Origin of the sequence: Vreelandella jeotgali Hwa, assembly GCF_000334215.1 — a bacterium.
In the GTDB taxonomy this organism is placed as follows: Bacteria; Pseudomonadota; Gammaproteobacteria; order Pseudomonadales; family Halomonadaceae; genus Vreelandella; species Vreelandella jeotgali.
Map to the genome: position 1 here is coordinate 39,260 of NZ_AMQY01000003.1, position 13,639 is coordinate 52,898.

At 60.7% G+C, this 13,639-nt stretch carries 11 protein-coding genes; 5 read left to right on the forward strand and 6 right to left on the reverse strand.

The genetic code is table 11. The features are described from left to right. Window positions 1-5: 5 nt before the first annotated feature. Together waaF and rfaD are read right to left on the reverse strand one after the other, a co-directional pair. Window positions 6-1,046, reverse strand: coding sequence for a lipopolysaccharide heptosyltransferase II (waaF, locus tag C793_RS0101205; protein ID WP_017429118.1), 1,041 nt, complete (start codon window positions 1,044-1,046; stop codon window positions 6-8). Then, on the reverse strand, window positions 1,039-1,995 hold the full coding sequence (gene rfaD / locus C793_RS0101210; RefSeq protein WP_017429119.1) for an ADP-glyceromanno-heptose 6-epimerase: 957 nt from the start codon (window positions 1,993-1,995) through the stop codon (window positions 1,039-1,041). The genes waaF and rfaD overlap by 8 nt, the downstream gene beginning before the upstream one ends. 143 nt (window positions 1,996-2,138) lie before the next feature. Between rfaD and glyQ the strand changes: the two genes are divergently transcribed. The 3 genes from glyQ to gmhB all read left to right on the forward strand — a co-directional run bounded on the left by glyQ (window position 2,139) and on the right by gmhB (window position 5,899). Next, complete coding sequence (gene glyQ, locus C793_RS0101215; protein WP_017429120.1) at window positions 2,139-3,128, forward strand: glycine--tRNA ligase subunit alpha; 990 nt, start codon at window positions 2,139-2,141, stop codon at window positions 3,126-3,128. Continuing rightward, window positions 3,128-5,194, forward strand: coding sequence for a glycine--tRNA ligase subunit beta (glyS, locus tag C793_RS0101220; RefSeq protein ID WP_017429121.1), 2,067 nt, complete (start codon window positions 3,128-3,130; stop codon window positions 5,192-5,194). Before glyQ ends, glyS begins: the two co-directional genes overlap by 1 nt. 135 nt (window positions 5,195-5,329) lie before the next feature. Next, a complete protein-coding gene (gene gmhB, locus C793_RS0101225) occupies window positions 5,330-5,899 on the forward strand; it encodes a D-glycero-beta-D-manno-heptose 1,7-bisphosphate 7-phosphatase (protein ID WP_017429122.1) in 570 nt (189 codons plus the stop codon). A gap of 127 nt (window positions 5,900-6,026) precedes the next feature. Here gmhB and gyrB read toward each other — a convergent pair whose 3' ends face one another. The 4 genes from gyrB to dnaA form a co-directional block, all read right to left on the reverse strand. Continuing rightward, a complete protein-coding gene (gene gyrB / locus C793_RS0101230; RefSeq protein WP_017429123.1) occupies window positions 6,027-8,450 on the reverse strand; it encodes a DNA topoisomerase (ATP-hydrolyzing) subunit B in 2,424 nt (807 codons plus the stop codon). 39 nt (window positions 8,451-8,489) lie between these two features. Next, complete coding sequence (gene recF / locus C793_RS0101235; protein ID WP_017429124.1) at window positions 8,490-9,629, reverse strand: DNA replication/repair protein RecF; 1,140 nt, start codon at window positions 9,627-9,629, stop codon at window positions 8,490-8,492. 16 nt (window positions 9,630-9,645) lie between these two features. After that, window positions 9,646-10,749: a DNA polymerase III subunit beta gene (dnaN, locus tag C793_RS0101240; RefSeq protein WP_017429125.1), complete on the reverse strand. Its 1,104-nt coding sequence runs from the start codon at window positions 10,747-10,749 to the stop codon at window positions 9,646-9,648. A gap of 61 nt (window positions 10,750-10,810) precedes the next feature. After that, window positions 10,811-12,277: a chromosomal replication initiator protein DnaA gene (dnaA, locus tag C793_RS0101245; RefSeq protein WP_017429126.1), complete on the reverse strand. Its 1,467-nt coding sequence runs from the start codon at window positions 12,275-12,277 to the stop codon at window positions 10,811-10,813. Window positions 12,278-13,005: 728 nt separating this feature from the next. On the opposite strand from dnaA, the gene rpmH reads away from it, so the two are divergent. Together rpmH and rnpA are read left to right on the forward strand one after the other, a co-directional pair. Continuing rightward, entirely contained in the window at window positions 13,006-13,140 is a 135-nt protein-coding gene (gene rpmH, locus C793_RS0101250) for a 50S ribosomal protein L34 (protein WP_017429127.1), read from the forward strand. A 13-nt stretch (window positions 13,141-13,153) separates the two neighbouring features. Further along, entirely contained in the window at window positions 13,154-13,555 is a 402-nt protein-coding gene (gene rnpA / locus C793_RS0101255; RefSeq protein WP_026106034.1) for a ribonuclease P protein component, read from the forward strand. Window positions 13,556-13,639: the final 84 nt, after the last annotated feature.

Sequence of the window (13,639 nt, forward strand, 5' to 3'; positions counted from 1 at the left end):
ACCGGCTAAACGCTGGCCTGATCCTGATGGATGCCCTGATAGAGCCGCTCGACGCCCAGATGCCAGAGGCAGTTGGTATGCCCCAGCGGGCAGACACGCTGAAAACACGGCGAACAGGATAGCGCCAGATAATGCACGCGGGTATTCTCGGTCAGCGGCGGCGTGTAGTCCGGCGTCGAGGAACCGTAAATCGCCTGGACCCGGGTGCCCACCGCGGCGGCAACGTGCATCAGGCCGGAGTCGTTGGTTACCGCCTGCTCGCAGTCTGCCAACAGATCGACCGCATCCACCAGCGAGGTCGCACCGCACAGATTGTGGGCATGGGCGCTGTGCGCGTGAGACAGCCCGCCAACGATGTCGTCCCCCGCCGCATGATCGCCGGGTCCGCCGACCACTCGCACGGCGAAACCGTCGTCGATCAGCCGCTCGGCGAGTTCATGAAAGTACGCCAGCGGCCACTGCTTTGCCGGGCCGTACTCGGCGCCGGGCATCATGGCGATGGCCGGGCGTTCGCTGAGTCCGAGGCGCTGTCGCAGCTGCGCGCGATTATCGCTGTCGATACGCAGCTGCGGCGCGGGGCAGTCGAAGTCACCGCTGCCGGTTGGCGAATCGGGCAACCCCAGCGACACAAACCGCTTGACTGTCTGGTCGAGCCGCTGCCTGTCCAGCGTCCGGCGCTCGTTCAGCAGCCCGTAACGCTGTTCGCCGAGAAATCCCACCCGTTCGGGAATACGCGCAAGAAACGGTACCAGCGCCGACTTCCACGAGCGCGGCAGCACGATGGCACGGTCGTAGCGGCCGCGCAGCTTTCGGGCAAGCACCCGGCGGGTTTTCCAGCCGAACTCGCCGTGTTTCACCGCCAGCGGATGCACGGCGTCGACTTCGGCCATACGCGCCAAAATCGGCTGCGACCAGGGTGGCGCCACCACGCCGATGGTCGCCGCCGGGTAGCAGCGTTTGAGCGTGATAAACAGGCTCTGGGCCATGACCATATCGCCCACCCAGGACGGACCCACCACCAGAAAGCGGGGTGCTTCTTCAGCCATTCAGCCACTCCAGGTACGCCGCCACGCCTTCGGCCACGGTGCTGAACTCAACGTCGCAGCCGGACCCGCGCAGGTGCTCGATATCCGCCCGAGTATAGCTCTGGTAGCGGCCTTTCAGCCTTTCGGGGAAATTGATGTAGTCGATACGCCCCTTGCCGTGGAAGTCGATCACGGCTTCGCCGATGGCCTTGAACGGCTCGGCCCGGCCGGTGCCCAGGTTGAAGATGCCCGAGCGCTCGGGGTGATCCAGAAACCACAGATTGACGTCGACCACATCGCCCACGTAGACAAAATCACGGCTCTGCATGCCCGCCTCGTAGCCGTCGTAGGCACCGAACAGCTTGAGATTTTCGCCGTTGCTGATTTGCGTGTGGTGATGGAACGCCACGCTTGCCATCTTGCCCTTGTGCTGCTCGCGGGGGCCGTAGACGTTGAAGTAGCGAAAACCCACGACCTGACAGCCCAGATCGTCCCAGCGCTCGCGCACGTGCTGGTCGAACAGCAACTTGGAATAGCCGTAGACGTTGAGCGGTTTCTCGAATTCGGAGGCTTCCTTGAACACGCTGCTGCCGCCGTAGGTCGCCGCCGAGGAGGCGTACAAAAACGCCACGCCGTAGCGGTCGCAGTAATCGAGCAGCGTGCGCGAATAGGCGTAGTTGTTTTCCAGCATGAACTGGCCGTCCCACTCAGTGGTATCCGAACAGGCGCCTTCATGGAAAATCGCCTCGATCGGCGGAAGGTCGGTGTGCTCGCCGGCCAGGGCGGCGCGCACATCGTCAATAAAGGCGTCCTTGTCGCGGTAGTCGGCAAGCGTCAAGTCTGCCAGGTTGACGAACTTGGTGCCGTCGCGCAGGTCGTCCACCACCATGATGTCGGTGCGCCCCCGCGCGTTCAGCGCCTTGACAATATTGGCGCCGATAAACCCGGCCCCGCCTGTGACTACAATCATACTGGCTCCTGAAGCATGCTGATTTCTGTGGGCTGTTTACTGATGAACTGTAAGAGCACGCTCGAACGGCGCGCGCCTATAACCTGCCTGCCATGAATTGTATACTTGACGCCCTCTGAATTCATGGCCAACGGGACTTCGCGATGAGTGCTTCAACCAATAGCTCGACACCCGACGTGTCGACGTTCCAGGGATTAATCCTGGCCCTGCAACAATACTGGGCCGAACAGGGCTGCGTGGTACTGCAGCCGCTGGATATGGAAGTGGGGGCGGGCACCTTCCACCCGGCCACGTTCCTGCGCGCCATCGGCCCGGAAAACTGGAACGCCGCCTACGTGCAGCCGTCGCGGCGCCCCACCGACGGCCGCTACGGGGAAAACCCCAACCGCCTGCAACATTACTACCAGTTTCAGGTGGTGATGAAGCCGTCCCCGGCCCGTTTTCAGGAGCTTTACCTGGGCTCGCTCAGAAGCCTGGGGCTCGACTTGCAGGTTCACGACGTGCGCTTTGTCGAGGATAACTGGGAGTCGCCCACACTCGGCGCCTGGGGACTGGGCTGGGAAGTCTGGCTCAACGGCATGGAAGTCACCCAGTTTACCTACTTTCAGCAGGCCGGCGGCATCGAATGCCATCCGGTGACCGGCGAGCTGACCTACGGTCTGGAACGCATCGCCATGTACCTCCAGGATGTCGACAGCGTCTATGATCTGGTATGGACCGTCGCCCCGGACGGCAGCAAGGTCACCTACGGCGATGTCTACCTGCAAAACGAGCGCGAGCAGTCGGCGTATAACTTTGAACACGCCGACGTGGACTACCTGTTCAAGGCTTTCGACCACCAGGAAGGCGAATGTGCGCGCCTGCTGGAGGCCGAACTGCCACTGCCCGCCTACGAGCAGGTGCTCAAGGCTTCGCACACCTTCAACCTGCTGGATGCTCGCCATGCCGTTTCGGTCACCGAACGTCAGCGTTTCATCCTGCGCGTGCGCACCCTGGCCCGCAACGTGGCCAGCGCCTACTACGCCTCGCGCAAGGCAGCGGGGTTCCCGCTGGCCGCCGAAGCGCTGCGCAACGAGCTGCTCAACGACGACCCGATAAACAAAGAACCTGTGAACGACCAGGGAGATGCCTGATGGCCACGGATACGCTGTTACTCGAACTCGGCTGTGAAGAACTGCCGCCGGTGGCCCTGGATGCCCTGTCCGACGCCTTTGCCAGCGGCATTCAAAACGGCCTGGCAGCCGCCGAGATTCCCTTTGGCCGAGTCCGCGCGCTGGCTTCGCCGCGCCGGCTGGCGGTGGAAGTTACCGAGCTTGCCGCCCGGCAGCCCGACCGCGAAGTCGAACGCCGGGGCCCGGCGCTCGCTGCGGCGTTCAAGGACGGCGCGCCGACCAAAGCCGCCGAGGGCTTTGCCCGCTCCTGCGGCGTCGGTGTGGACCAGCTGATCGAGCTGGAAACACCGAAAGGCACCTGGCTGGGCTTTCGCGAACAGCAGACCGGCGAAGGGATTCAGGCTCTGCTGCCCGGTATTCTGCACAAGGCCATCGGCGACCTGCCGGTCCCCAAATACATGCGCTGGGGCGATTCGCGCACCGAGTTTTCCCGCCCGGTGCACTGGCTGGTTGCGCTGTATGGTAGCGAGGTCATCCCCGCCGAGGCGCTGAACCTCACCGCCGGCCGCACCACCTACGGCCACCGCTTCCACGCCCCGGAGGCGCTGCCGCTGAAACACGCCGACGACTATGTCGCCGCGCTGGAAAACGCCTATGTGCTGGCCGACCGCGAGCAGCGACGTGAGCGCATCCGCGAGCAGGTCCTGGCCGAGGCCGAAGTCAACGACGCCCGGGCGGTGATTGACGAAGATCTGCTGCGCGAAGTCGCCGGCCTGGTGGAATGGCCGGTCGCGCTGACCGGCAGCTTCGATCAGCGCTTTCTAGAAGTGCCGGCGGAATGCCTGGTGTCCTCGATGCAGGAACACCAGAAGTATTTCCACCTGCTCGACGACAACGGCCAGCTCAAGCCGCTTTTCATTACCGTGGCCAACATCGAAAGCCTCGACCCGGACCAGGTGATTGCGGGTAACGAAAAGGTCATTCGTCCGCGCCTGGCCGACGCCGTCTTCTTCTTCGACGCCGACCGCAAGCGCACCCTGGCGAGCCGCCTGCCCGAACTGGGCAGCATGGTTTTCCAGCACAAGCTGGGCACCCTGGCCGACAAGGCACAGCGCAGCGAGGCCGTGGCCGCCTTTATTGCCGATAAAATCGGCGGCGAGCCGGCCCACGCCAAGCGCGCCACCCAGCTGGCCAAGTGCGACCTGGTCACCGAAATGGTGCAGGAATTTGCCGAACTTCAGGGCGTAATGGGCCGCTACTACGCCGCCGAAGACGGCGAGGCCAGTGATGTCACCATCGCGCTGGAAGAGCAGTATCTGCCGCGCTTCGCGAGCGATTCGATCCCGCAAACCGCGACCGGCAAGGCGGTGGCGTTGGCCGACCGCCTGGATACGCTGACCGGCATCTTCGGCATTGGTCAGCGCCCCACCGGCGCCAAGGACCCGTTCGCACTGCGCCGGGCGTCCATCGCCGTGATCAACATCCTGGTCAAGGGCGAGTTGGATCTGGACCTGCGCGAACTGCTGACACTTGCCGCCGAGCAGCACACCGATCTGCCCAGGGCAGAGACGGTGGTCGACGACGTGCTGACCTACACGCTCGACCGCTTCCGCGCCTGGGGTCAGGACGACGGCATCAGCGCCGAGATGTACCTGTCGGTACGCAAGCGCCCGGTCACACGGCCGCTGGATTTTGCCCGCCGGCTGTACGCGGTCAAGACGTTTGCCCAGCGCGACGAAGCCGCCGCGCTGGCTGCGGCCAACAAGCGCGTGTCGAACATCCTCGCCAAACAGAACCACGACGGCAGCACGGATGTGAACGCCGACCGGCTCAGCGAGCCGGCGGAAAAGGCGCTATTCGAAGCGCTAAGCGAGCGCCGGAAAAGCGTCGCACCACTGCTGGCCGATGACCGCTACACCGAGACGCTGGATGCGCTGGCCACGCTACGCAAGCCGGTAGACAGCTTATTTGATCAGGTGATGGTCATGACCGACGACGACGCCGTGCGCCACAACCGCCTGGCGCTGCTGGCCAGCCTGCAAGCGCTGTTCCTCGAAGTCGCGGATATTGCCGAGCTGCCTCAGTAACGCCAGCCAAGCTGGCTGATATTATCAGGCCCGATTCAAGCCCGGCTGTTGCCGGGCTTTTTTTGTCATCCCGTGTTCTCTTTAGCGTGTTTCACGTGAAACATTCATGACCAATAGCCCCGAGTTGATATACCCGTGACCGCCAACATATCCCCGTCTCTTGCCGCCGAGCGCTTGATCATTCTCGACCGCGACGGCGTCATCAACCAGGACTCCGACGCCTACGTCAAAACCCTGGACGAATTCATCGTCTACCCACAGGCGATTGACGCCATCGCCCGGCTGACCCAAGCCGGCTACACCCTGGCCGTTGCCACCAACCAGTCGGGTATCGCTCGGGGCTATCTAAACGCCACCACGCTCGACACAATGCATGCGCAACTGAACACGGTGGTGGAAAACGCCGGCGGTCGACTCGATACCATTGCCTACTGCCCCCACGGCCCCGAAGACAGCTGCGACTGTCGCAAGCCGCTGCCGGGACTGCTATATCAAATACAGGAAGCGCTCAACCTGCCCGACTTGCAAAACAGCTGGATGGTGGGCGACAGCCTGCGCGACCTCCAGGCGGGCGAAGCCGCCGGAGCCCGCCCGGCGCTGGTACGTACCGGCAAGGGCGCGCGAACCGAGGCCAAAGGAGGATACGCTGGGGATACGCCGATTTTTGATGACCTGGCGGCTTTTGTTGACTGGCTGCTGGGTTAGCAAACCAACAGGTGGCTACCCTCTACGCTGGTTCATTGCGAACGCAGTAAGACAATCTCCAGGTTGGTTGTGCAAAAAAAAGCCGTGTTTCACGTGAAACACGGCTTTTTAAGGTTTTACGCTGGAGTTAAATATCCAGATTGGCGACCAACGCATTGGACTCGATAAAGTCACGGCGCGGCTCTACCTCGTCCCCCATCAGGGTATTGAACATCATGTCTGCCGCCATGGCGTCTTCGATGGTGACGCGAAGCATACGCCGGCCGTCGGGGTCCATAGTGGTTTCCCACAGCTGCTCGGGGTTCATTTCCCCCAGCCCCTTGTAGCGCTGAACCGAAAGTCCGCGCTGCCCTTCGTGCATCAGCCAGGCCAGCACTTCCGACAGGCTGGCAACCGGCTTCTTGCGCTCGCCCCGGGCAATCCAGGCGCCCTCTTCCAGCAAGCCGTCCAGGGTTTCCCCCAGCGCGGTCATTGCCCGGTAGTCGGCACTTTCAAAGAAATCCAGCCCCCAGACATAGTTGGTGGTAACGCCGTGGGCGACCAGTGCAACCGCCGGCAGATGAAGCCCGCGCTCTTCGTCTTCATGGAGGTAAAAATGGTAACGCGCCCCGCCTTCCCGGGCCGCCTTGTTGTCCATGGCCTGCTGGAGCTCGTCGATCCAGTTCTGCATGGTGACGCGATCCTTGAGGCAGCTCTCACCGGACAGCGCCGACACTGACACGGCCTCTTCCAGCACGGCGAGCGGATAGATCCGCGACAGCCGCTCAATACGGCTCATCACCCCGCGATACTCGGTCACCAACGCTTCGAGCTGCGACCCCCCAATGCCCGGGGCATCGGCGTTAACGTGCAGCTGTGCGCCGTCCAGCGCCGTGCTGGTGAGGTAGTCGACCATGGCCTGCTCGTCCTTGAGATACAGCTCCTGCTTGCCGCGCTTGATCTTGTACAGCGGCGGCTGGGCAATATACACATGGCCGCGCTCGATCAGTTCAGGCATCTGGCGGAAGAAGAACGTCAACAGCAGCGTACGAATATGCGAGCCGTCAACGTCGGCATCGGTCATGATGATGATCGAATGGTAGCGCAGCTTGTCCGGATTGAACTCCTCACGGCCAATGCCGCACCCCAGCGCGGTAATCAGCGTGCCCACTTCGGCGGATGACAGCATCTTGTCGAAGCGCGCCTTTTCCACGTTAAGGATCTTGCCCTTGAGCGGCAGAATGGCCTGGGTGCGCCGATCGCGGCCCTGCTTGGCGCTACCGCCGGCGGAGTCGCCCTCCACCAGGTAGAGCTCGGACAGATTGGGATCCTTTTCCTGGCAGTCGGCCAGCTTGCCGGGCAGGCCGGCGATATCCAGCGCGCCCTTGCGCCGGGTCATGTCCCGCGCCTTGCGCGCGGCTTCACGGGCCCGGGCGGCATCCAGCATCTTGTTGACGATGGCCTTGGCTTCGTTGGGCTTTTCGACCAGGTAATCGGCAAACAGGCGCCCCATTTCCTGCTCGACAGCCGTTTTAACTTCGCTGGATACCAGCTTTTCCTTGGTCTGCGAGGAAAACTTGGGATCGGGCGCCTTGATCGAGACAATGGCCGTCAGCCCTTCCCGGGCGTCGTCTCCCGCCGTGCTGACCTTGGCCTTTTTCAGCAGGCCCTCGGCCTCGATATAGTGGTTGAGCGTACGCGTCAGCGATGCCCGGAATCCCGCCAGGTGGGCGCCGCCATCGCGCTGGGGAATGTTGTTGGTATAGCAGAAGATGCTTTCAGTGAAGGTATCGCTCCACTGCATGGCCACTTCCACTTCAATGCCGTCTTCCCGCTCGTCCGAAGTGAAATGGAACACCGGGTTCAGCACCGTCTTGGTGGTGTTGATGTATTCCACAAAGGCCTTGAGCCCGCCCTCATAATGGAACAGCTCTTCCTTGCCACTGCGCTCGTCGGTCAGGCGAATGGCAACGCCGGAGTTGAGGAAAGACAGCTCACGCAGGCGTTTGGCCAGAATGTCGTAATGGAATTCAATGTTGGTAAAGGTTTCCACCGACGGCTGGAAATGCACCCGGGTCCCGCTTTTTTCGGTGGTACCGACAACATCAAGCGGCGCCCGTGGCGTGCCGTCGTTATAGATCTGCTCGAACACATCGCCCTGGCGCCAGACAGTCAGGCGCAACTCTTCCGACAGCGCGTTGACCACGGAGATACCCACGCCGTGCAGCCCGCCCGATACCTTGTACGAATTGTCATCGAACTTACCGCCGGCGTGGAGCACCGTCATGATGACTTCGGCAGCCGAAACACCCTCTTCCTTGTGGATTTCGGTGGGAATACCGCGGCCGTTATCGCTGACGGTGACAGATTCATCCGGGTGAATAATGACCCGAATTTCGCTGCAATAGCCGGCAAGCGCTTCGTCGATGGAGTTATCCACCAGCTCGAAGACCATGTGGTGCAGGCCGGTGCCGTCGTCGGTATCACCGATATACATGCCCGGACGCTTGCGCACTGCGTCCAGTCCCTTGAGCACCTTGATACTCGATGAATCGTAAGCCTGATCGCTCATTGACCACTCCGTTGTGACATCTGTCTTGCACCCTGCTGCCTAGTGTCCGTCGACCAGCCAACTCTGGCCCGGCTCTCCCGGAGCCGATTGTTTCACGTGAAACACAGAGGCTTTTGTTTCAGGGAGCCAGCGGACGTTCGGTTCGACGCTGGTAATAAATGCCTGACACTGCATTGATTCAAGCAGCTCGCAGAAGCGCTGTTGATAGTAGCTGTCCAGCTCTGCGGGCAGGTCATCAATCAGATAAACGCAGTGCCGCTGTGCGGCACCCGGTCCTGACTGACTTTCCAGAAGCCGGCCCTGAGCGAGCTTCATGGCGCTCACTACCAGCTTCTGCTGGCCTCTGGAAAGCACTTCGACTGCCGGCTTTTTATTGACGCGAATGCGCAGGTCCGCACGCTGAGGCCCCTGCTGGGTAAAACCCATGTGTTCATCGGTTTCCCGAGCGGCCTGCAACACCTCGGCGAGGGATCGCTTTTTATCCCAACCGCGAGCATAGTGCAGGGTCAGCCGCTCCAGCGGCATCAGCGCATCCAGCGTCTGCTCAAACAGGGGTAAAAAAGCGCTGAACCAATCACGCCTCAACCGGTCGACCTGCTCTCCCCGGGTTGCCAACTCATGCTCCCATGCATCCAGCTGGCTGACGTCGGTACCGCCCCCCAGTTTACCACGTCTGAGGAGGGCATTCCGATGTTTCAGCGCCCGGCGCATACGCTTCCAGCCAGTAAGAAACTCGTGTTTCACGTGAAACACACCCCAGTCGAGAAACTCACGCCGCCTGGCCGGCGGCCCTTCCAGCAGACGAAACGCATCCGGGTTGATCAGCTGTAGCGGCAGAGTTCCCACCAGCTCGGAAAGGCGCGCCGGGCGTTCACCCCCGAGACGCAGCTCCAGCTCCCGATCTTCTCTTGGCCGGCGCACGCCCAGGCTGGTACCGGGGTTCTCATCATCCCCCGCCAAACGGCCGAACAGGGTCAACTCGTCCGCCTCGTGCTGAATCACGTTTTTCAGTTGGCGAGTGCGAAAAGAGCGTCCCATTCCCAGAATGTACAAGCCTTCCAGCAAACTGGTTTTGCCGCTGCCATTGGCGCCGGTCACCAGATTGATGCCCGGGGCGGGATGCAGCGTCAACGGCTGCAGATTACGCAGGCCATGACAGCTTAGCCGTTCGATGCTCATTCGGGCGGGTGGCTCATTACAGCCTCATTGGCATAATTACGTAAAGCGCATCGCCGCCGCCGGGCTCTTCGAGCAGGGCGCTGCTATTGGGATCGGCAAAGGTCATCTGTACGCGATCTTCATTGATCACGCCCATGACATCGATGAGATACCCCACGTTGAATCCCATCTCCATCGCCGGGCCATCGTATTCCACCGCGACGCTTTCCTCGGCTTCTTCCTGTTCGGGGTTATTGGCCATTACCTTGAGGTTACCCGGTTCCAGGTAGAGGCGAATACCGCGATACTTCTCGTTGGAGAGAATCGCCGTGCGCGACAACACCTGACGCAGCTCGGTACGCTCGGCCAGTACAACCTTGTCGCCGCCGCGCGGGATGACCCGTTCATAGTCGGGAAATTTGCCATCAATCAGCTTCGAGGTGAACGTGAAATCGCCGGTATGCGCGCGGATATGCGTGGCGCCCAGCGTCAGGCTGAGCGGCTCGTCACTGTCATCGAGCAGGCGGGAGAGTTCGAGGATGCCCTTGCGCGGCACGATAAGCTTCTGCGGCTCATCGACGTTGACTTCCAGCTCGCGGGAACACATGGCCAGACGGTGTCCGTCGGTTGACACGGCACGCAGCAGCTGGCTCTGCATTTCCAGCAGCATGCCGTTGAGATAATAGCGCACGTCCTGCTGCGCCATGGCAAAAGCCGTGGACTCGATCAGGTGCTTGAGCGTACCCCGAGGAATGCTGAGTTCCTGACTGGCATCGGTTTCCTCGATATTGGGAAATTCAGCCGCCGGGAGGGTCGATAGCGTGAAACGCGAACGTCCACTGGTCAGCACTGCGCGTCCGTCTTCCACGGACAGTTGAATGTCGGACTGCTCGGGCAGCGATTTGCAGATATCCATCAACTTGCGCGCCGGCACAGTCGCCGCGCCCTGCTGCTCGACCACGCTGGCCACGGTCCGGCCGATCAGCTCAACCTCGAGGTCGGTGCCGGTCAGGGCAACCTGATCGCCATCGAGCTCAATCAGTACGTTGGACAGCACCGGCAGCGTCTGGCGACGTTCAACGACGCCCGCCACCAATGTCAGCGGCCGCAGCAGTGCTTCTCGGGAAATGGAAAATTGCATCAGGGCTCCGGTTTTGACGTTAAGTTGTGACTCGGGCTGGAATCCCGGGCGATCAGTGGTTTCAGCTGGTCAGCAGGCGCAGCAGGTTCTTGTAATCTTCGCGGATATCGGCGTTGTCTTCCTGCAGCGCCTTCACCTTGCGACAGGCGTGCAGCACCGTTGTATGGTCGCGTCCCCCGAAGGCATCGCCAATTTCGGGCAGGCTGTGATTGGTCAGCTCCTTGGCCAACGACATGGCGACCTGTCGGGGGCGAGCCACCGAGCGCGAACGCCGCTTGGACAACAGGTCTGCCACCTTGATTTTATAGTACTCGGCGACGGTTCGCTGAATGTTATCCACACCGACCTGCTTATCCTGAAGTGCCAGCAAATCCTTCAGCGACTCGCGAATGAAATCCTGGGTGATGGGCTTGCCCATGAAGTGTGAATCGGCAATAACCTTTTTCAGGGCACCCTCAAGCTCGCGGACGTTGGAGCGGATTTTTTGCCCGATGAAAAACGCCGCGTCGTGGGGCAGATCCACTTTTGCCTGGTCGGCCTTCTTCATCAGAATCGCGACCCGCGTTTCCAGCTCGGGCGGCTCGATAGCCACGGTCAGCCCCCAGCCAAAGCGCGACTTCAAACGCTCTTCAACGCCGTTGATTTCCTTGGGATAGCGATCGGACGTCAGGATCATCTGCTGACCGCCCTCTAGCAGAGCGTTGAAAGTGTGGAAAAACTCTTCCTGGGAGCGCTCCTTGCCGGCAAAAAACTGAATATCATCAATCAGCAGGGCATCCACGCTGCGGTAAAAACGCTTGAAATCGTTGATGGCGTTGAGCTGCAGCGCCTTGACCATGTCGGCGACAAAGCGTTCGGAATGCAGATAAACCACTCGCGCGTTTTCTCTCTGCCCGGCCAGGGCGTTGCCCACAGCGTGCATCAGGTGGGTCTTACCCAGCCCGACGCCGCCATACAGAAACAGCGGGTTATAGGCGCCGCCCGGATTTTCCGATACCTGACGCGACGCCGCCCGGGCCAGCTGGTTGGACTTACCCTCTACAAAGGTATCAAAGGTGAAGTTGGGGTTGAGTCCGCTTCCGTGCTTGAGGCTACCTTCGACCTGCACCTGACGGCCGCCGCCCTGGCGATGCGTGGTTTCCTGACTCAACCGATTGATCTCACGCTCATCGGCGATATCCCCACGGGGCGGCGGCTGAACCGACGGTGCGCTCTTTCCGGACGGCACCGCAGATACCGGATGCCCCAGATCCCGCGGCTGAGGGGCCGGCGCCGCGGCTCGACGGCTGCCCACACTCAAGCTGACTCGCGGCGGTCTGGTGGGGGCCAGCTCACGCATCAGCTCGCTGATACGCCCGGCGTACTTGTCGCTTACCCAGTCGCGTACAAAGCGGTTGGGTGCCAGCAGGAAAATCTCGTTGGTCTCTCCCTGCTCCGCCTGCAGCGGACGTATCCAGGTGTTGAACTGCTGGGAGCTCAGCTCATCTTGCAAATAGTCCAGACACTGATGCCAAAGCGCGAGCGACACTCATTTCACCATCGGTTGAAGTTGAAAAAGGCCGGCCATTGTAGCGCCCAAAGCCCCTGTTATCCACATACCAAAAGCGCCGAAAACACCTGTGGATAACCCTATGGTCAACACAGGGACCTCCCCGTTATAATTTATGCACAACCGGGCGTTTATTTGCCCTGGCGATTTCTGTTCACCACTGCCCCACAGCTGATACGCTTGTTTTCCGATGGTTTTACACCGGGTTATTATAACAATAACCTCTTGTATAAAATTATAAATATGCGTTTATCCACAAAAATTATCCCCATCAATAATAACAGCATTAATCTGTTATAATTATAGTAATTGTTGCGCCATGCGCCATCGTCACCGGCAAACGACCCGCTGCGACGTAGTTAAGTCATTTCCGATTTGCTGAGCCCTACCCGAGCCCTGAAACCCGGGCTTTATCAAAGCCCTTATTCAAGACGCTTGATTCAAGATCCCGATCAAGGACAAAAGCCGCTCAGTGCCGACATGGGCGGGTTTCAACGCCTGCCAGGGCCGCTATCCACAACCGCTTCCCGGGCTCCGGCATGGAAAAATTGCACCGGACCAATGAAAGCTCTACAATTCACGGTCTTGAATTGGATCCTCCCGTTCGGCAAGGTGCCGCCACGGGTTTTCATGTATTGACGCTCCCTGTGAAGCCAGTCCTTGAAACCAGTCCTCAAACCCGTCTTCAAACCACGTGGGAATAAGTTATGAAACGCACTTTTCAACCCAGCGTTATCAAGCGCAAGCGCATGCACGGCTTCCGTGCCCGTATGGCTACCAAAAGCGGCCGTGCCGTCATCGCACGTCGCCGTGCAAAGGGCCGCAAGCGTCTGAGCGCCTGATTTCAGCTTGCGTGTGTCCCGTCAAGGTTTTCCCCGGTCATTACGTCTGCTGAACGCCGGGGATTTCCGTTACGTTTTCGCACAGGCCGATCTCAAGGTTCATGCCAAGGGTATGCTGGCGCTGGCGCGCTTCAACTCCTGCGGTCATACCCGGATCGGACTGGTTGCCGGTAAAAAAAACGTGAAGCTGGCCGTACAGCGTAATCGCTTCAAGCGTCTGGCACGCGAATCGTTCCGCTTGCGCCAGCAACAGCTGCCCACACTCGATATCGTGTTATTGGCACGACGCGGCGTTGATGATCTGGATAACGCCACGCTACAGCGCCAACTGCACGGCATGTGGAAACGGCTGCAGCGCGATGCCCGACGTTTCGACACCGCGTCCGCGCCGACCGGCACAAAACGTGATGCTTGATGTCAACACTTCGCCGCTCGACCCCGGCCTGCCGCACGGCAGGCTTTCGTGTGTCATGGGTCGAGTAAAACGACACTGCGCCAT

What these genes read in the sequence shown, in the direction of transcription:
- waaF (WP_017429118.1), bottom strand. Translation starts at nt 1,046, where the DNA reads ATGGCTGAAGAAGCACCCCGCTTTCTGGTGGTGGGTCCGTCCTGGGTG.
- rfaD (WP_017429119.1), bottom strand. Translation starts at nt 1,995, where the DNA reads ATGATTGTAGTCACAGGCGGGGCCGGGTTTATCGGCGCCAATATTGTC.
- glyQ (WP_017429120.1), top strand. Translation starts at nt 2,139, where the DNA reads ATGAGTGCTTCAACCAATAGCTCGACACCCGACGTGTCGACGTTCCAG.
- glyS (WP_017429121.1), top strand. Translation starts at nt 3,128, where the DNA reads ATGGCCACGGATACGCTGTTACTCGAACTCGGCTGTGAAGAACTGCCG.
- gyrB (WP_017429123.1), bottom strand. Translation starts at nt 8,450, where the DNA reads ATGAGCGATCAGGCTTACGATTCATCGAGTATCAAGGTGCTCAAGGGA.
- recF (WP_017429124.1), bottom strand. Translation starts at nt 9,629, where the DNA reads ATGAGCATCGAACGGCTAAGCTGTCATGGCCTGCGTAATCTGCAGCCG.
- dnaN (WP_017429125.1), bottom strand. Translation starts at nt 10,749, where the DNA reads ATGCAATTTTCCATTTCCCGAGAAGCACTGCTGCGGCCGCTGACATTG.
- rpmH (WP_017429127.1), top strand. Translation starts at nt 13,006, where the DNA reads ATGAAACGCACTTTTCAACCCAGCGTTATCAAGCGCAAGCGCATGCAC.